This window comes from Streptomyces sp. TN58 (genome assembly GCF_001941845.1).
Lineage (GTDB): Bacteria > Actinomycetota > Actinomycetes > Streptomycetales > Streptomycetaceae > Streptomyces.
This window is the reverse complement of record NZ_CP018870.1, coordinates 6,390,678-6,407,243: the sequence shown is the minus strand read 5'-3', so window position 1 is coordinate 6,407,243 and position 16,566 is coordinate 6,390,678. Positions and strand designations below refer to the sequence as shown.

At 74.0% G+C, this 16,566-nt stretch carries 15 protein-coding genes; 10 read left to right on the top strand and 5 right to left on the bottom strand.

Going from position 1 to position 16,566, the window contains the following annotated elements; all coding sequences use genetic code 11:
* Positions 1–4 precede the first annotated feature (4 nt).
* From BSL84_RS28855 to BSL84_RS28825, 7 genes are all read left to right on the top strand, one after another.
* Positions 5–874, top strand: coding sequence for an alpha/beta fold hydrolase (locus BSL84_RS28855; RefSeq protein ID WP_075971483.1), 870 nt, complete (start codon positions 5–7; stop codon positions 872–874).
* Positions 871–2,043 carry a glycosyltransferase gene (locus BSL84_RS28850; RefSeq protein WP_075971482.1) on the top strand — a complete coding sequence of 391 codons (1,173 nt, stop codon included), beginning with the start codon at positions 871–873 and terminating at the stop codon, positions 2,041–2,043. The genes BSL84_RS28855 and BSL84_RS28850 overlap by 4 nt, the downstream gene beginning before the upstream one ends.
* Positions 2,040–3,893, top strand: a complete 1,854-nt coding sequence (locus BSL84_RS28845) for a class I SAM-dependent methyltransferase (protein WP_234363545.1) — start codon at positions 2,040–2,042, stop codon at positions 3,891–3,893. The genes BSL84_RS28850 and BSL84_RS28845 overlap by 4 nt, the downstream gene beginning before the upstream one ends.
* A complete protein-coding gene (locus BSL84_RS28840; RefSeq protein ID WP_234363544.1) occupies positions 3,890–4,891 on the top strand; it encodes a galactokinase in 1,002 nt (333 codons plus the stop codon). Before BSL84_RS28845 ends, BSL84_RS28840 begins: the two co-directional genes overlap by 4 nt.
* A 96-nt stretch (positions 4,892–4,987) precedes the next feature.
* Complete coding sequence (locus BSL84_RS28835) at positions 4,988–6,247, top strand: alkaline phosphatase family protein (RefSeq protein ID WP_234363543.1); 1,260 nt, start codon at positions 4,988–4,990, stop codon at positions 6,245–6,247.
* Positions 6,248–6,267: 20 nt separating this feature from the next.
* The gene (locus BSL84_RS28830) at positions 6,268–7,515 is read left to right on the top strand and encodes an MFS transporter (protein ID WP_075971480.1); all 1,248 of its coding nucleotides are present in this window, start codon (positions 6,268–6,270) and stop codon (positions 7,513–7,515) included.
* 9 nt (positions 7,516–7,524) lie between these two features.
* Positions 7,525–8,433, top strand: a complete 909-nt coding sequence (locus BSL84_RS28825) for an SDR family oxidoreductase (RefSeq protein ID WP_030037241.1) — start codon at positions 7,525–7,527, stop codon at positions 8,431–8,433.
* Positions 8,434–8,489: 56 nt separating this feature from the next.
* Here the strand turns inward: BSL84_RS28825 and BSL84_RS28820 are convergent, their stop codons facing one another.
* The 3 genes from BSL84_RS28820 to BSL84_RS28810 all read right to left on the bottom strand — a co-directional run bounded on the left by BSL84_RS28820 (position 8,490) and on the right by BSL84_RS28810 (position 11,031).
* On the bottom strand, positions 8,490–8,912 hold the full coding sequence (locus tag BSL84_RS28820; RefSeq protein ID WP_075971479.1) for a DUF6924 domain-containing protein: 423 nt from the start codon (positions 8,910–8,912) through the stop codon (positions 8,490–8,492).
* Between the two features lie 45 nt (positions 8,913–8,957).
* Positions 8,958–10,031, bottom strand: coding sequence for a hypothetical protein (locus BSL84_RS35710; protein WP_234363542.1), 1,074 nt, complete (start codon positions 10,029–10,031; stop codon positions 8,958–8,960).
* 214 nt (positions 10,032–10,245) lie between these two features.
* Positions 10,246–11,031: a TetR/AcrR family transcriptional regulator gene (locus tag BSL84_RS28810; RefSeq protein ID WP_030037238.1), complete on the bottom strand. Its 786-nt coding sequence runs from the start codon at positions 11,029–11,031 to the stop codon at positions 10,246–10,248.
* Positions 11,032–11,136: 105 nt separating this feature from the next.
* Between BSL84_RS28810 and BSL84_RS28805 the strand changes: the two genes are divergently transcribed.
* Positions 11,137–13,401: an ATP-binding cassette domain-containing protein gene (locus BSL84_RS28805; protein WP_030037237.1), complete on the top strand. Its 2,265-nt coding sequence runs from the start codon at positions 11,137–11,139 to the stop codon at positions 13,399–13,401.
* Positions 13,402–13,550: 149 nt separating this feature from the next.
* Here BSL84_RS28805 and BSL84_RS28800 read toward each other — a convergent pair whose 3' ends face one another.
* On the bottom strand, positions 13,551–14,573 hold the full coding sequence (locus BSL84_RS28800; RefSeq protein ID WP_234363646.1) for an enoyl-CoA hydratase/isomerase family protein: 1,023 nt from the start codon (positions 14,571–14,573) through the stop codon (positions 13,551–13,553).
* An 87-nt stretch (positions 14,574–14,660) separates the two neighbouring features.
* On the opposite strand from BSL84_RS28800, the gene BSL84_RS28795 reads away from it, so the two are divergent.
* The gene (locus BSL84_RS28795; protein WP_045321247.1) at positions 14,661–15,224 is read left to right on the top strand and encodes a dihydrofolate reductase family protein; all 564 of its coding nucleotides are present in this window, start codon (positions 14,661–14,663) and stop codon (positions 15,222–15,224) included.
* A 5-nt stretch (positions 15,225–15,229) separates the two neighbouring features.
* On the opposite strand, the gene BSL84_RS28790 is transcribed toward BSL84_RS28795, so the two are convergent.
* Positions 15,230–15,790 (bottom strand): DUF6434 domain-containing protein, encoded by a 561-nt coding sequence (locus BSL84_RS28790; RefSeq protein WP_075971477.1) that lies wholly within the window; start codon positions 15,788–15,790, stop codon positions 15,230–15,232.
* Positions 15,791–15,951: 161 nt separating this feature from the next.
* Here BSL84_RS28790 and BSL84_RS28785 point away from each other — a divergent pair, with 161 nt between their 5' ends.
* The gene (locus BSL84_RS28785; RefSeq protein ID WP_030030480.1) at positions 15,952–16,533 is read left to right on the top strand and encodes a hydrolase; all 582 of its coding nucleotides are present in this window, start codon (positions 15,952–15,954) and stop codon (positions 16,531–16,533) included.
* Positions 16,534–16,566 lie beyond the last annotated feature (33 nt).

Genomic DNA, 16,566 nt, shown 5'->3' with positions numbered 1-16,566 from the left:
CGCGATGGCCGTCGTCCTCGCCAACTCCCTCCGCTTCCATGTCCAGCGGCTCCCGGCCGCCGCCGGCGCCGACGCGCCCGACCGTCCCGTCGTGGTGTTCCTGCACGGCCTGGTCGTCGACAACCTCTCCTCCTTCTACTGCCCGCTGGCCGTACCGGTGGCCAGGGCCGGCCATGAGGCCGTCCTCTACGACCTGCGGGGCCACGGCCGCACGGAACGCCCCGCCACCGGCTACGACAGCCGCACCGCCGTACGCGACCTGCTCGCCCTGCTCGGCGCCCTCGGCCTGGGGCACCGCCGCGTACACCTGGTCGGCAACAGCTACGGCGGGACCCTCGCCCTGCACGCCGCACTGGCCCGGCCCGGACTCGTCAGCGGTCTCACCCTGCTGGAACCCCCGCTCAGCGGGACCTGGGTGGAGAACATGGCGGACACCCTGTCGGCCGCCGCCCTCAGCCTGGAGGACAGTCCGGTACCGGCCGAGCTGCGCACCCTGCGCCTGCGCAAGGCCGCCAACCTGACGGCCGTCGCCGACGCCCTCCTCAACCGCACCTCGCTCATCGACGACGTGGCCGCGAGCCGCCCCTTCACCCCGGAGGACTACGCCCGGCTGGACTGCCCGGCCCTGATCGTCTGCGGGGAGCACTCCGAGCTGGTGCCCGGGGCGCGCGAGCTGGCCCGCCACGCGCCCCGCTGCGCGCTGCGGATCCTGCCGGGCCTGGGGCACGACGTTCTCAAGGAGAGCAGCGGGTCCCTGCGGGAGGCCGTGCTCGCCCACCTCGCCTCGACGGCGACGGCGACGGCGACAGGGACAGGGACGGCGACAGGGACAGCCACAGCGGGCCCGCCGCGGACGGGAGCTCTGGTCCCATGAGGGTGCTGTTCGTCGTGCCGCCGCTGGCCGGGCACGTCAATCCGACCGTGGCCGTCGGCGGCGAACTCGCCGCCCGCGGGCACGAGATCGCCTGGACCGGCCCGGCCGCCGCGCTCTGCCGGCTGCTGCCCGCGCGGTCCCGGATCCTGCCCGCCGGCGAGGAGGCGGGCGGCGCGTACGGGGAACTCCACGAGCGCTGGCGCGACCTGCGCGGGGTGGGTGCGCTGCGGTTCCTGTGGGAGGAGGCGCTGGTGCCGCTGGCCCGGGCGATGGTGCCGGGCGTGGAGCGCGCCGTGCGCGCCTTCGGACCGGATGTGGTGGTCGCCGACCAGCAGGCTCTGGCCGGGCCGCTGGTCGCCCGGCGGCTCGGCGTCCCCTGGGCCACTTCCGCCAGCACCTCGGCCGAACTGACCCGTCCCTTCGCGGACTTCCCCAAGGTAGGGGAGTGGGTGGCCGGACAGATCTCCGGCCTGCTCGCCGAGCACGGCGTCGCGGGCCGCGAGGGGCGTGAGTGGGACCCGCGGTTCTCCGAGCGGCTGGTCCTGGTCTTCTCCACACCCGAACTGGTGGGAACCGCTGGGGAGTTCCCCGCCCACCACGCGTACGTCGGTCCGGCGTTCGGGGCCCGTCCGGCCTCGCCCGGTTTCCCCTGGCACCGCCTGGACCCGGCGCGCCGGCGGGTGCTGGTCTCCCTCGGCACCCTCAACCAGGAGGCCGGGGCCCGGTTCTACGACGCGGTACTGGGCGCCGCAGAACGGCTCGCCGACGAGGTGCAGTTGGTGCTGGCGGCGCCGGCCACCGTGGTCGGGAAGGTGCCACACCACGTACTGCTCCAGGAGAGCGTGCCGCAGCTGGAGCTGCTGCGGCACCTGGACGCGGTGGTCTGCCACGCCGGGCACAACACCGTCTGTGAAACCCTCGCGCACGGGCTGCCGCTGGTCGTCGCACCCATCCGGGACGACCAGCCGATCGTGGCACGCCAGGTCGTCGAGGCCGGGGCGGGGATCCGGGTCCGGTTCGGCAGGACCCGGGCCGAGGAACTGCGCGACGCGCTCACCTCCGTACTGGACGACCCCGGCCCGCGCCGGGCCGCCCGGCGGATTCAGGCCTCATTCGCCGCGGCGGGCGGGGCCGCCGCCGCGGCCGACCGGTTGGAGAAGCTGACATGACGCACCCTCCGCGCACCGGGGTCCGCTGGACCTCCGCGATGTTGCTGGCCGCCCTCGGCGCGGGCACCGTGCGCGCCGCGCTCCGGCTGCGGTCGCTGCCCGTACTGCCGGTGGTGCCGCCCACGTCGGCCGGGGTGCCGCGGCCCGCCGGGTGGCGGCTGCTGACCGCCGACGGGGTCGATCCCGATCCGGCGACCTTCCTCGCCGCCTGCGCGTACGCGGAGGGCGAAGGGCTGCGGGTGCTGGACCTGCTGCCCGCGGACCTGGCCGCCGAGCGGGCGCTGGGGCTGCTGCGCCTGGTCGACCCCGCGCGCTACCGGTGGGACCGGCTGGGCGAGGGGCGCGGTGCCGGCTTCGCCGTCCTGGCCACCGAGGAGGTGCTGGAGCGGGCCGGTGTGGACCCGGCCGGACCGCGTCCGGGCCCGGCGGAACTGCTGGCGCTGACACGCCGTTTGAAGGAGTACGCGGCGGACGCGACGGGTCTGGCCGTCGCCCCCGGCCTGAGCTGTGGCGGCCCCGCGGACTCCGGCGGGCCGGCGCGGGCCGCGGAGCTGCGGGCCCAGGGGCTGCCGCCGGGTGTGCTGGCCGCCGCGCAGCTGGGCGGCCTGGCTCTGCTGGCGGGTGTCGCCGTACGCCAGGGCCGGTGGGGTGCGGCGGCGGCCGGGCTGTACTGGCTCCAGCCGTACCTGGTGCTGGGCGGGTCCGGCTCGCCGCTGCGGCCGGCCGACCTGGTCCGGGCCACCGCCGCCAGGCCGGTGCGCTCCCTCGGGTCGGGTCTGCGTACGGCGCGGGCGGCCGGGCGGGACGACGCTCCGGACGAAGCGCGGGCGGCCGCCTACGGGGAGGACCTGGCCGCGGGAACGGACCGCTTCCTGGAGGCGCGGCGTCCGGACTGCCCGTGGTGCGGCTCCGCCCGGCTCTCGGTCCGCGTCCGGGTGCCCGATCTGCTCCAGGGCAAGCCCGGCCGGTTCACCCTGGAGCAGTGCGCGGACTGCGGGCACGTCTTCCAGAACCCGCGGCTGACCCCGGAGGGACTGGACTTCTACTACCGCGACTTCTACGACGGGCGCGGCGGTGAGGGCGCCGGCACCGTCTTCGGCAGCCAGGGCGCCGCCTACCGCGGGCGGGCCGAGATGCTCCTCCCCCACGCGGACCCGGTGTCCTGGCTCGACGTGGGCACCGGCCACGGGCACTTCTGCAACGCGGCGCGGGCCGTGTGGCCGCGTACCCGGTTCGACGGGCTGGACATGGGCGGCGGGGTCCGGGAGGCGGAGCGGCGCGGCTGGGTGGAGACCGGGTACCAGGGCCAGTTCCCGGAGTTCGCCCCGAAGCTGGCGGGCCAGTACGAGGTGGTGAGCATGTACCACTACCTGGAGCACACCCGGGATCCGCTCGCCGAACTGGACGCGGCTGCCACCGTCCTCGGCCCCGGCGGGTTCCTGGCGATCGAGGTGCCCGACCCGGAGTCGCGGATGGCCCGGCTCCTCGGCCCGGCGTGGCTGCCGTGGTTCCAGCCGCAGCACCAGCACCTCGCCCCCGCCGCGAACCTGCGTGAGGCGCTGGCCGACCGGGGGTTCACCGTCGTGGCCGAGGAACACGGTCCGGCCCACCAGGGCAACGACTTCTTCGGCGCGGTGGCCCTCACGGCGGCGCGGCTGGCCCCCGACCCGGACCGGCCGTGGGGTCCGCCGGCCACGCGCCGGACCCGGGCCGTGGCCAGTGCCGTCCGGCTGGCGGCGCTGCCGTGCCTGGCGGGCGCGGCGGCGCTGGACGCCGTCCGCACGGCCGTCGCCCGCCGCACGGACGGAGGCAACGCCTATCGGCTGCTGGCCCGCAAGGACGCCCGGTGACCGGCCGCACCGGGTCGGCCGCGCCCCCGGTCGCGGGGGTTCCGGCGGCCACGGCGGCACCGGCGGCCCCGCAGGTGAGCCCAGCCGGAGGCGGATCGGACGGCCCCGCCGGAGGCGACCTGGCTCGGCGGGCCACCGCCGATCCCCTGTTCCGTCTGGTCGCCTACGCGCTGGAGGCCGCGCACGGCCGGCCCCCCGCGGCGGTGTGGAGCGCACCGTACGCCTTCCGGCTCGGTTCTCCCGGGCTCGTCGCCGCGGCCGGCTGGCCGACCGCCGCCGCGGCGGCCCCCCGCGACGACGGCCTGGTACGGCTCAGTTCCCTCGGACATCCGGCGGACAGCTGCGACCTGCCGCTCACCCTGTCCGGGCCGCTGCCCGACGCTCCCGCCTGGGCGGTCCGGCCGTACACCGTACTGCGCGCACTGGCTCGCGCCGGATACGGCCGCGGCGGGACGGACCTGCACGTACAGGGCTCGCTCACGGACGCGGCCGGACTGGCGACGGCGGAACCGGCCGACTGCGCGGTGGCGCTGGCGGTCGCCGACGTGCACGCGGGAGCGCGGGAGCGCCCGGACCGGCTGCTGCTCGCCCGGCTGCTGGCCGAGGCGCTGCCGCAGGGGGACGACGGTCTGCGCCGGGCCGTGTTCCACGCCCGGCCCGGCCGGGCCCTGTTGCTGGGGGCTCGGCCGCGTCGGCGGCGGTACGTCGCCTTCGATCCGGTGGCGTCCGGGTCGAGGCTGGTGCTGATGGCCGTGCGCGGTGAGGCCGCGGACCGCCCCCGGGAGCTGGCCAGGGCGGTGTCCTGCGCCCGCCGGGCGGGGGCGCTGAGCGCCTGGCCGCCCGGGCCGCGGCCGGGCAGGAGCGTGCTGGTGCTGCTGCCCGGGGAACGGCTGGCGGCGGCGCGGTCGGCGGTCGCGGAGGACTTCCGCGACCGGGGGCGGCCGGTACCGCGCTTCCTGAACATCGCCGTGGCCGGAGCGGCCCGACGCGAGGAATGACCGCCTCGCTCCCCCGGCCGTACGAGCCACCACCGACAACACCGACGACGAGACGCCGCAGCGAGAACGAGAACGAGAACGACGAGGAGAGTCCCCATGCCCACCAGGAGAATCCCCATGCCCCCGCACCCACCCTCACCGGCGGCGCGCCGGGGACGCCGCCCCCGGTGGTCCGCGGTCGTCGCCGGCATCGGCACGCTCGGCCTGCTCGGTGCCTTCACCGTGGCCGGCTCCCAGGCCGCCGAGCACGGTTCGGCCGCCCCGGCAGCGGCGGCCCTGCCCTCCTACGACCACGTCGTGGTGGTCGTGTACGAGAACAAGCAGTACGGGGAGATCATCGGGAGTGCGAACGCCCCGTACATCAACCAGCTGGCGAACGCAGGCGCGAGCCTGACCGGTATGAAGGCGCTCACCCACCCGAGCCAGCCGAACTACTTCAACCTCTTCTCCGGATCCACCCAGGGCATCACGGGCGACGGCTGCTACACCCCGCAGTCGATGACGACGCCGAACCTCGGACAGGAGCTCATCGCGGCCGGCAAGACCTTCGCGACATACAACGAGGGCCTGCCGGGCGAGGGTTCGACAGCCTGCACGAGCGGCCGGTACGCGCAGAAGCACAACCCGTGGTTCGCCTTCAGGAACGTTCCGCTGAACACGGGCAAGACGTGGGCGCAGTTCCCGCAGAACGACTTCGCGGCGCTGCCCCACCTGTCCTTCGTGATCCCCGACCAGTGCAACGACATGCACTCCTGCTCCGTCGGCACCGGGGACACCTGGACGAGGAGCAACCTCGACGCCTACGCGCAGTGGGCGAAGGCCAACAACAGCCTGTTGGTGCTCACCTGGGACGAGGACAACTACCTGGGGTCGAACCAGATCGCGACCGTCTTCCACGGCGCGAAGGTCAGGACGGGCAAGTACGCCACGGCCTACAACCACCACCATCTGCTGCGGACGTTCGAGGACCTCTTCGGTACGGCCACGCATGCCGGCAACGCGGCGAACGTCCAGCCGATCACCGAGGTGTTCGAGACCTCGACCACGCCCACGCCGACCCCCACTCCCACACCCACCCCCACCCCCACCTCGGGCGGTCTGCAGCTGGCCGACCCGGGCCCGCGGACCTGCAAGTTCAACCAGTCCTGCACCATCCCGCTCAGCGCCACCGGCGGCACTCCACCCGTCCGGTACGCGGCCGCCGGTCTGCCCTGGGGGCTGAGCGTCGACGCTGCCACCGGCCGGATCGGCGGGCGGCCATGGTCCGTCGGCACGGTGCAGGTCACCGCGACGGCGACCGACTCCGCGGGCAGGACCGCCACGGCCGCGTTCCCGCTCACCGTCAACTGGTTCTGACCCGGCCCCCGGAGGCATCCGTGTACCTGTCGACCAGCCGGGCCGCCGGCATCCCCGCGGACACCCCGGCCCCCAGCGGCCCCTTGCGGGCCGTCCCCGGCACGGTGTTCGCGCTCGGACTGGTCAGCCTGGTCACGGACGTCTCCGCGGAGATGGTCACCGCCGTCCTGCCGCTGTATCTGGTGGCCGGACTCGGCATGTCCCCGCTCGCCTTCGGCGCCCTGGACGGTCTCCACCAGGGCGCCACCGCGCTGCTGCGCCTCGCAGGCGGCCGGATCTCCGACCGGACCCGCCGCCACAAACTCGTCGCCGGCACCGGGTACGCGCTCTCCGCGGCGTGCAAGGCGGCCCTGCTCGCCGTCACCACTCCCTGGTCGGTGGCGGCGGTGCTGGCCGCCGACCGGACCGGCAAGGGGCTGCGCACCGCCCCCCGCGACGCACTGATCTCGCTGTCGGTGCCGGCCGCGATGCAGGGCCGCGCGTTCGGCGTGCACCGGGCGCTCGACACCGCGGGCGCGCTGCTGGGGCCGCTGGCCGCCTTCGGCGTGCTGTGGGTGGCGGTGGACGGGTACGCGGCGGTGTTCACGGTGAGCTGCTGCGTCGCCGTCCTGGGCGTGGTGATGCTCGCCCTGTTCGTACGGCAGGCCCCCGCGCCGGCGGTCTCCCCGTCCCCGGCCCCACCGCCCGTACGCGCCCTCCTGCGGATCGCCGGCCTGCGGCGGCTGTGCCTCACGGCCGCCGTGCTCGGGCTGTTCACCGTCGGCGACGCCTTCCTCTACCTGCTGCTGCAGCGCCGGCTGGAGCTGCCGGCCGTGTGGTTCCCGCTGCTGCCGGTCGGTACGGCGGCGGTGTTCCTGCTCGGCGCGGTGCCGGTGGGCAGGCTCGCCGACCGGGTGGGGCGCGGCCGGGTCTTCGCCGGCGGGCACGTACTGCTGCTCGGCGCCTGTCTGCTGCTCCTGGCGCCGCTGCCGTCCGGGGCGCTGCTGGTCGTCGGTGTGCCGGCCGCGCTCGGCCTGTTCTACGCGGCGACCGACGGGGTGCTGATGGCCGCGGCCGGGCCGCTGTTCCCGCCGGAACTGCGCACGACGGGGCTGGCGGTGCTGCAGACGGCGCAGGCGCTCGCCCGGTTCGCGGGGTCGCTGCTGTTCGGGGCGACATGGACGGTGTGGGGGCCGAACCCGGCACTGGGTGTGGCGGCGGGCGGGCTGCTGCTGGCGCTGGCACTGGTCTCCGTGTCCGGCGGGCTGCGGCCGGGCGGGGCGTCGTAGGGTCGGCGTATGACTCTCGAAGGCAGGGTGGCCCTCGTGGCCGGGGCGACGCGGGGCGCGGGCCGCGGCATCGCGGTCCAGTTGGGGGCGCAGGGCGCCACGGTGTACGTGTCGGGGCGCAGCACCCGGGGGCGGCGTTCGGAGTACGACCGTCCCGAGACGATCGAGGAGACCGCCGAACTGGTCACCGCGGCGGGCGGCCGGGGAATCGCGGTGGTCGCCGACCATCTGGTGCCGGCGCAGGTCGAGGCCCTGGTCGGGCGGATCGATGCCGAGCAGGGCCGTCTGGACGTCCTGGTCAACGACATCTGGGGCGGGGAGCTGCTGTTCGAGTGGGACAGCACGGTCTGGGAGCACGATCTGGACAAGGGGCTGCGGCTGATGCGGCTGGCGGTGGAGACGCATGCGATCACCAGTCATTTCGCGGTGCCGCTGCTGCTGCGGGAGCCGGGTGGGCTGGTGGTGGAGATGACGGACGGCACCGCCGACTACAACGCGTCCCGCTACCGGGTCTCCTTCTTCTACGACGTCGCCAAGTCCTCGGTGCTGCGCATGGCGTTCGCGCTCGGGCACGAGCTGGGCCCGCGCGGAGCGACGGCGGTCGCGCTGACCCCGGGCTGGCTGCGCTCGGAGATGATGCTCGACACCTTCGGCGTGACGGAGGAGACGTGGCGGGACGCGCTGGCCACGGTCCCGCACTTCGCGATCTCCGAGACCCCCGCGTACGTCGGCCGGGCGGTAGCGGCCCTCGCCGCGGACCCGGAGGTGTCCCGCTGGAACGGCGCGTCCCTCTCCAGCGGCCGCCTGGCGCAGGTCTACGGCTTCACGGACCTGGACGGCAGCCGCCCGGACGCCTGGCGCTACATGGTCGAGGTCCAGGACCCGGGCCGCCCGGCGGACACCACCGGCTACCGCTGACGCCCCACCGAGGTCGTTGGCAGCACAGCGCCCGGACGGGCGGCGAGGAGAAAGTGTCAGCCCTGTTCGAAGCCGCGGAAGGTCCCTGATCCGTCAGCGGCGTCGGCGAACTCCGCGAAGTCCATGTTGGCGAGGCTGAGGTTGGCCGAGACGTCGGGGAACCACCGGGCGGGGACCCTGAACGTCCGCCCGGGCTCGTCCGAGAGGTCCACGGCCAGGAGCGGATGGCCCGGCTCCTTCATCGAGACCGCGTCCGCCAGGAACAGGTAGCCGATCTGCTCGTCTTCGTCCGCGGCAGCCTCCTCGGCCACCAGGGCCTGAACCCCCACGCCGGCAAAGCGAGGCTCGCTGGCATACGTGGCATGGGAATACTCGTCGGCCGCGTCGAGTGCGGCTCGGACCGCGTCCCAGGCCCCCTCGTCACCGAAGTCGGCACGCAGGACCAGCGAGGTCAGATCATCAGACTGAGGCAGAGGCATCCGGCGATCCTCTCACCGGACACCGACATCGACCCTGGACCAGCATCACGGCGAGTTCGCCGTCCGGTCCCACGGTCCACCACAGCGCAGCCCCGCGTCGGCGGGCGGCCGGTGAGGGGGGCGCGTGCGGAGCCAGTACGAGCGGGCCGCGAGGGTCAGGGCGACCCCGTAGACGGCGAAGGCGACCATGCCGATCCAGCCGACCAGCAGCGCGTCGTCCGGAGAGTGGAAGTCGCCGGGCCGCATCGTCACTGCTCCGGACGTGGCCAGGAGCAGGTATCCGATGCCCACGACGCCGTACGGGGCGAGCGTGGCGGCCCCCAGCAGGGCCGGGACGAGCGGGAGCCGGCGCGGCACCCGTCGGCCGCGCAGGAACGGCGTCCAGCGGGGGAAGACCTGCCCCCACGGGCGGACCAGGCCCCACAGCAGGAACACGCCGAGCCCGGCCAGCAGCGCGGAGGGGTCCAGGCCCCAGGACTCCAGCGTGAGGAAGAGCCCCGAGGCGCCGTTCCGCTCCGAGACCGCGAGCATCTCCTCGCCGGTGATCCCCGCGAACGTGCCGCCGAACGCCCAGACCAGCTTCATCGCCGCGTACGGGACGAAAGCCAGCGTCCCGGCCCAGGCGGCGAGTTGGATGCTCCGCGGTGCGGCGGACGGCGCCCGTACGGCAGTACCTGCGGATGGCCGGTCGGACCGGGCCGTGGCCGCGAGCAGGACCGCTCCGACCGCCGAGAGGGCCTTGTTCGCGGTGGAGGCCGGACTGTCCACGCCCTGGCCCACCATCAGCGTGATCACATCCATCAGCAGGCTGAACGCGGTGATTCCGGCCAGGACGCAGGCCGCCAGGAGCAGCACCCGTAGCGCCGGCCGCAGTCCGTACACCGCCACGGCCCCGCTGACCGCCGCCGCGGACACACCCACCGTCATGACCGCCCAGCCCGGCCACGAGGCCCCTGGGCCACCGCCGTGGTAGCGCAGAGTGGTCCCGGTCAGCGCGCACCCCAGGCCGAAGCCCGCGTACAGCACCCCCCACACCACCGTCGCCCGGGCCACCCAGCGCGGCCACCCCTGCCACCGGGCGCTCCGAGGCGCCCGCACCGTCCGTTCAGCACTGGTCATGTTCTGAACGTCGCATCGACCGCGGCGGGGCGGCGTCGGCCGCCGGAACGATCCCCCTCCCCCGCACGGGGGAGGTCGACGACCTCCAGTGCTGTGGCCGGAAAGGGTTCACCGGGGCGCGGTGCCGTACCGGACACCGCGCCCCGGTGAACCCTTGCGGCCACAGCACTGGGGTCCGTATCGAGTTGCCCCGCGGCGCAACTCGATACAGACCCTAGGCGTTGTCCGTCGGCGTCCGCGGAGCGGTACGGGTGGCGAGGCGGTGGGCAAGGCCGTCCAGGATGCACTGGAGGCCGAAGGACCAGATGGTCTGGGGGTGGTAGCCGGCGACCGCGGTGCCGACGCGGTCGGCGAGGGGATAGCGGCCGGGGTCCAAGTTCCGTTCCAGCAGGGGGGCGCTGACGGCCCACCAGTCCTCCTGGCTCTGGCGGCTGTTGTGATCGGCGTCGTCGGCCGCGGCCAGGGCGTTGGCGTGGACGAAGCCCAGCAGGTGGGTCAGGGCGGCGTCCATCTCGGTGTCGGTGAGCCCGATCCCCTCGAAGGCCGCCAGCTCGTGGTCGTACTTCCCGATCACTCCGGGGCCCAGCGGGGGGCGGGTGACGGCGAGGTCCGCGATCCAGGGGTGGCGGACCATGAGGTCGCGGTTGTCCTCGGCCACCCGGGCGACGCGGACCTGCCAGGGCTCCGCCGGACCGGCCGGCCTGCGTTCCATGCGCAGGTAGGCGTCGTCGAGCATCAGGTCGAGCAGCTCGGCCTTGCCGGGGACGTACGTGTAGACGGTCATCGGTGTCACGCCGAGCCGCTGGGCCAGCGCCCGCATGGTGAGCGCGTCCAGGCCCTCGCCGTCGGCGAGGGCGGTCGCGGCCCCGACGACGGCGTCCACGCTCAGGCCCTGCCGGGGGCCGCGCCGGCCGGGCTGCGTCGCAGCCTGCCCGGTCGCCCGCCACAGCAGCTCCAGGGTGCGTACGGGATCCCCCGCCCCGCTCCGGTCCTTCGCCATGTCCCGGCCTCCGAACTTCGCCGATAATTGACTACAACGTACAGAGTACAACGTATAAAGTACAGCGTAGAGAGTCAGCCGAAACGCCGCACCCAGAGGAGTTCCGTGCACATCGCCGACAACCACCAGGTCATCCAGGTCCGGGGAGCCCGCGAGAACAACCTCGCCGACATCTCGCTCGACATCCCCAAGCGCCGGCTGACCGTCTTCACCGGTGTCTCCGGCTCCGGGAAGTCCTCCCTCGTCTTCGGCACCATCGCCGCCGAGTCGCAGCGGATGATCAACGAGACCTACACCGCCTTCGTCCAGTCCTTCATGCCGAGCCTGGGCCGGCCGGACGTGGACGGACTGCACAACCTGAGCGCCGCCATCGTGGTCGACCAGGAGCGGATGGGCGCGGGCTCCCGCTCCACCGTGGGAACCGCCACCGACGCCTACACCATGCTGCGGATCGTCTACTCCCGCGTCGGCACACCCCACATCGGCACGTCCAGCGCGTTCAGCTTCAACAACCCGGAGGGGATGTGCCCGCGCTGCGAGGGCGTCGGCGAGGTCTCCGACATCGACGTGGACCAGTTGGTCGACCGCGAACTCTCGATCAACGAGGGCGCGATCACCGTCCCCGGCTTCGCCGTGGACTCCTGGTACTGGCAGAACATGGCGAACTCGGGCTTCTACTCCCCCGACACCAAGCTCAAGGACTTCACCGAGCAGGAATGGGCCGACTTCCTGCACAGAAGCGCGGTGAAGGTGAAGGCGGGCTCCAACGGCTTCACCTACGAGGGCCTGATCACCAAGATCACCCGGCTCTACCTGGCCAAGGACCGCGAGTCCATGCAGCCCCACATCCGGGCCTTCGTGGACCGCGCGGTGATCTTCACCGCCTGCCCGGACTGCCGGGGCACCCGGCTCTCGGCGGCCGCGCTGTCCTCGCGCATCCTCGGCGTGAACATCGCGGAGTGCGCGTCGATGCAGATCAGCGAACTGGCCGGCTTCGTACGCCGGATCGACGACCCCGGCGTGGCCCCGATGCTCGCCAACCTCCGGGGCCTGCTCGACTCCCTCGTCGAGATCGGCCTGGGCTACCTCAGCCTGGACCGCCCCTCGGGCACGCTGTCCGGCGGCGAGGCCCAGCGCGTGAAGATGGTCCGGCACCTCGGCTCCTCCCTCACGGACGTCACGTACGTCTTCGACGAGCCCACCACCGGCCTGCACCCGCATGACATCCAGCGCATGAACGACCTGCTGCTGCGGCTGCGCGACAAGGGCAACACCGTGCTGGTCGTGGAGCACAAGCCCGAGGTCATCGCCATAGCCGACCACGTCGTCGACCTCGGCCCGGGCGCCGGCACGGCGGGCGGGCAGCTCTGCTACAGCGGGGACGTGGCCGGGCTGCGCACCTCCGGCACCCTCACCGGGCGCCACCTCGGGCACCGGGCACGGCTGCGGGACTCGGTGCGCACGCCGCGCGGGCACCTCTCCGTGAAGGGCGCCGACCTGCACAACCTGAAGGACGTCAGCGTGGAGGTGCCGCTCGGGGTGCTCACCGTGGTGACCGGTGTCGCGGGATCGGGCAAGAGCTCGCTGATCCACGGCTACCTGGCGGGGCGGGAGGGTGTCGTGGTGGCCGACCAGTCGCCGATCCGCGGTTCACGCCGGTCGAACCCGGCCACCTACACCGGTCTGCTGGGCCCGATCCGGACCGCCTTCGCCAAGGCCAACGGGGTCAAGGCGGCGCTGTTCAGCGCGAACTCGGAGGGCGCCTGCCCGAAGTGCAACGGCCTCGGGCTCGTCTACACGGACCTGGCGATGATGGCCGGGGTGGCCACGGTGTGCGAGGAGTGCGAGGGCAAGCGCTTCACGCCCGAGGTGCTGACGTACCGGCTGCGCGGCAAGAACATCAGCGAGGTGCTGAACATGCCGGTGGCCGAGGCGCACGAGTTCTTCACCACCGGCCAGGCGCGGGCCGTGCTCGGCCGGCTCTCCGACGTCGGCCTGTCGTACGTGCGGCTCGGCCAGCCCCTCAACACCCTGTCGGGCGGGGAGCGGCAGCGGCTGAAGCTCGCGATCAGCATGGCGGAGAAGTCCTCGACGTACATCCTGGACGAGCCGACGACCGGACTGCACATGGCGGATGTCGACAAACTGCTGGCCCTGCTGGACCGGCTCGTCGACGACGGCAACTCCGTGATCGTCATCGAGCACCACCAGGCCGTGATGGCGCACGCCGACTGGCTGATCGACATCGGCCCCGGCGGCGGCCACTCCGGCGGCGAGGTCGTCTTCGAGGGCACGCCGGCCGCCCTGGTCGCCGGGGCGGACACGCTGACCGCCCGTCACCTGCGGGAGTACGTCGGCGCCGGCGCGTAGCGGCACGGACGGGGGCGGGACCGGCACCGGTCCCGCCCCCTCCCCCGTCCGCGCGGACAGCCCTAGGGGTGTCGTCAAGGTGGCGTCGGCCGCCCGTGAGGGCGGGCGCGCCGGGCCCCGCGACGCCGCGGGGCAACTCGATACAGGCCCTAGGCGAGGCGCAGTTCGCGGTCGTCGCCGAGGGGGGCGAAGAAGCGCTCCACGTCGGCTTCGGTGACCTCGGCCAGGGTCGGCGGGGACCAGCGCGGTGCGCGGTCCTTGTCGACGACCTGGGCCCGGATGCCTTCCACCAGGTCGGGCGTGGTGAGCGCGTTGCAGGAGACCCGGTACTCCTGGGTGAGCACCGCCTCCAGCGTGCCGAGGGCGGCGGCCCGGCGCACAGCGGCGAGGGTGGCCTTCAGCGCGGTCGGGGACTTCGCCAGGAGCGTCTCGGCGGCCTCCTTGGCGGCCGGCTCGTCCCGGCCGAGCAGCCGCTCGACGATCTCCTCGACCGTGTCGGCCGCGTAGCAGTGGTCGATCCAGGGCCGTCCGTCGGCGAGCACCCCGGGGGCGGGGGTGGCGGCGTACCGCGGCAGCACCTCGGCGGCGGGGGCCGCGGCCAGGGCGGCGGTCAGCTCCGGCAGCCGCGCGGCGGGTACGAAGTGGTCGGCGAGCCCGCAGAGCAGCGCGTCCGCGGCACCCACGGCGGTCCCGGTGAGCGCGAGATGGGTGCCGAGCCGGCCGGGGGCGCGGCCGAGCAGCCAGGTTCCGCCGACGTCCGGGACGAAGCCGATACCGGTCTCCGGCATGGCGACGCGGGAGCGTTCGGTGACGACGCGGACGCTCCCGTGCGCGGAGAGGCCGACGCCGCCGCCCATGACGATGCCGTCCATGAGGGCGGTGTACGGCTTGGGGTAACGGGCGATGCGGGCGTTGAGCCGGTACTCGTCACGCCAGAAGGCGGCGGAGGCGTTACCGCCGGCCCTGGCGTCGTCGTGGATGGCCCGGATGTCGCCGCCCGCGCACAGCCCGCGCTCCCCCGCTCCGCGGATCAGGACCTGCCCGACCGCGGGATCGACCGCCCAGGCGTCGAGGGCCTCGGCGATCCGCAGCACCATGGGGTGGGTGAGGGCGTTGAGGGCGCGCGGGCGGTTGAGGGTGACCACGCCGGTCCGGCCGTCGACGTGGAACAGGACGGTGTCGCCGGAGGGGCCGTGGGTATCGGTCTCGGGTTCGGTCTTCACGGCGACCAGTATGTCCGCGGCGTAGGGTGGGGCGGTATGCGGAAGATCATCCTCATGAGCACGGTGTCCCTGGACGGCTACATCGAGGGCCCCGAACGGCAGATCGACTGGCACGTCGTCGACGAGGAGCTGCACCAGTACCTCAATGACGAACTCCGGCGGATGGGCGCTTTCCTGTCCGGTCGCGTCACCCACCAGCTGATGGCGGACTACTGGCCGACGGCCGACGCCGACCCCGCGAGCTCCGGCCCCGAGGCGGAGTTCGCCGAGATCTGGCGGTCCATGCCGAAGTACGTCTACTCGCGCACCCTGGAGCACGCCGACTGGAACACCACCGTCGTACGGGACGTGGTGCCGGAGGAGGTCGCCGCCCTCAAGGCGGCTCCCGGAGGCGACCTCGTGCTGGGCGGCGCGGACCTCGCCGCCTCCTTCCTGCGCCAGGACCTGGTGGACGGCTACCGGATCCTGGTGCACCCGGTCCGGATCGGCCGCGGCAAGCCCCTCTTCCCTCCCGCCGACAGCGGTGTGGTGCCGCTGCGCCTGGAGAGCAGCCGCACCTTCGGCAACGGTGTCGTCGAACTGCGCTACGGGCGTCCCTGAGGGTGTCAGCCTCGGGGGCGGGCCCTGTGGGTGCGCCAGGCGGCCAGGGCTTCGGCACGGGTACCGCCGGGGTGGCGGGCGTGCCAGTCGCGCAGGAAGCGGTTGAACTCGAACTGGGCGCCGACCTCCTGCGGTTCGGCCGCCCGGGCCCGGGTCGCGTGCCAGTGTTCGACGGCCTCGGCGAGGGTGTGCCCGGCGTGGCCGGCGACGTACTCCCGCATGAAGGCGTCGAAGTGGAAGCCCGGGCCGATCTCGCGGACGAAGTACTCACGCAGCACCTGGCTGCAGCGCTGCCCCGGCGGGATCACCGTGGTCCCGTCGACGGGGGCGGCGAGCTGCCGACCCGCGCGGCGGGGTGCCGCGGGGGCCGGTTCGGGCTCGGGGCGGCCGTCGAGTGCCGCGGCGAGCCGGGCGGTGAGGGCGGCCTTGCCGCCCCGCACCGGCACACCCATCTGCCGCGCCAGGCAGCTCAGTTCGGCCAGGGTCCAGTACCAGCGCAGCAGTTCCGCCCCGGTCAGCTCCGCCGACAGGCGGGGGCGCGCCCCCACCACCCCATACGCACTCATGTTCGTATTCTACGGGGCTACGCCGACGCGCGGCCGTGCGCGACATGCCGGTGATCAGCCGGGGCGGGCCCGGCCGGGTCTGACAGGCTTTCACCTCAAGCTTTCACCTCGGACCGAGCGCCGTGGCGGCCCCGCCGCACCCGGCCGGCGAAGGAGAGTGCATGCCCGCCGACCAGACCCGACTCGTCCTCGGCGAGGACACCGCCCTGGTCCTCATCGACCTGCAGACCGGCATCCTCGCCCGGCCCGCCACCAGGCCCACCGCCGAGATCCTGGAGCGGGGTGTCGCGCTGGCCACGGCGTTCCGCGGCCGCCGGCTGCCCGTGGTCCTGGTCAAGGTGGCGTGGTCGCCCGACGGCGGTGACCTCCCGACCGCCAACGTGGACCGGCCGGGTCCGGCCGCGGCGCCACCCGCGGCGTTCTCCGAGATCCCCGCCGAGCTCGCCGCGCTCGCGGACGTGGTCGTCACCAAACGCCACTGGGGAGCCTTCACCGGCACCGAGCTGGACCTCCAGCTCCGCCGCCGCGGCATCCACCGCATCGTCCTGGCCGGCATCTCCACCAGCGTCGGCGTCGAGTCCACCGCCCGTACGGCGTGGGAGCTCAGCTACGACCTGGTCTTCCCGGAGGACGCCAGCGCGGACGCCGATCCCGACTCCCACGCCCACACGTTCGGCAAGATCTTCCCGCGCATCGGCAGGGTGACCACCACCGACGAGGTCGTCGCGGCGCTGCGCCCGTGACCGCTTCCGGCCGGATCCGCCCGTAACCCCCGG

What these genes read in the sequence shown, in the direction of transcription:
- BSL84_RS28795 (WP_045321247.1), top strand. Translation starts at nt 14,661, where the DNA reads ATGCGGAAGATCATCCTCATGAGCACGGTGTCCCTGGACGGCTACATC.
- BSL84_RS28845 (WP_234363545.1), top strand. Translation starts at nt 2,040, where the DNA reads ATGACGCACCCTCCGCGCACCGGGGTCCGCTGGACCTCCGCGATGTTG.
- BSL84_RS28820 (WP_075971479.1), bottom strand. Translation starts at nt 8,912, where the DNA reads ATGCCTCTGCCTCAGTCTGATGATCTGACCTCGCTGGTCCTGCGTGCC.
- BSL84_RS28850 (WP_075971482.1), top strand. Translation starts at nt 871, where the DNA reads ATGAGGGTGCTGTTCGTCGTGCCGCCGCTGGCCGGGCACGTCAATCCG.
- BSL84_RS28825 (WP_030037241.1), top strand. Translation starts at nt 7,525, where the DNA reads ATGACTCTCGAAGGCAGGGTGGCCCTCGTGGCCGGGGCGACGCGGGGC.
- BSL84_RS35710 (WP_234363542.1), bottom strand. Translation starts at nt 10,031, where the DNA reads ATGACCAGTGCTGAACGGACGGTGCGGGCGCCTCGGAGCGCCCGGTGG.
- BSL84_RS28790 (WP_075971477.1), bottom strand. Translation starts at nt 15,790, where the DNA reads ATGAGTGCGTATGGGGTGGTGGGGGCGCGCCCCCGCCTGTCGGCGGAG.
- BSL84_RS28785 (WP_030030480.1), top strand. Translation starts at nt 15,952, where the DNA reads ATGCCCGCCGACCAGACCCGACTCGTCCTCGGCGAGGACACCGCCCTG.
- BSL84_RS28835 (WP_234363543.1), top strand. Translation starts at nt 4,988, where the DNA reads ATGCCCACCAGGAGAATCCCCATGCCCCCGCACCCACCCTCACCGGCG.
- BSL84_RS28810 (WP_030037238.1), bottom strand. Translation starts at nt 11,031, where the DNA reads ATGGCGAAGGACCGGAGCGGGGCGGGGGATCCCGTACGCACCCTGGAG.
- BSL84_RS28855 (WP_075971483.1), top strand. Translation starts at nt 5, where the DNA reads ATGGCCGTCGTCCTCGCCAACTCCCTCCGCTTCCATGTCCAGCGGCTC.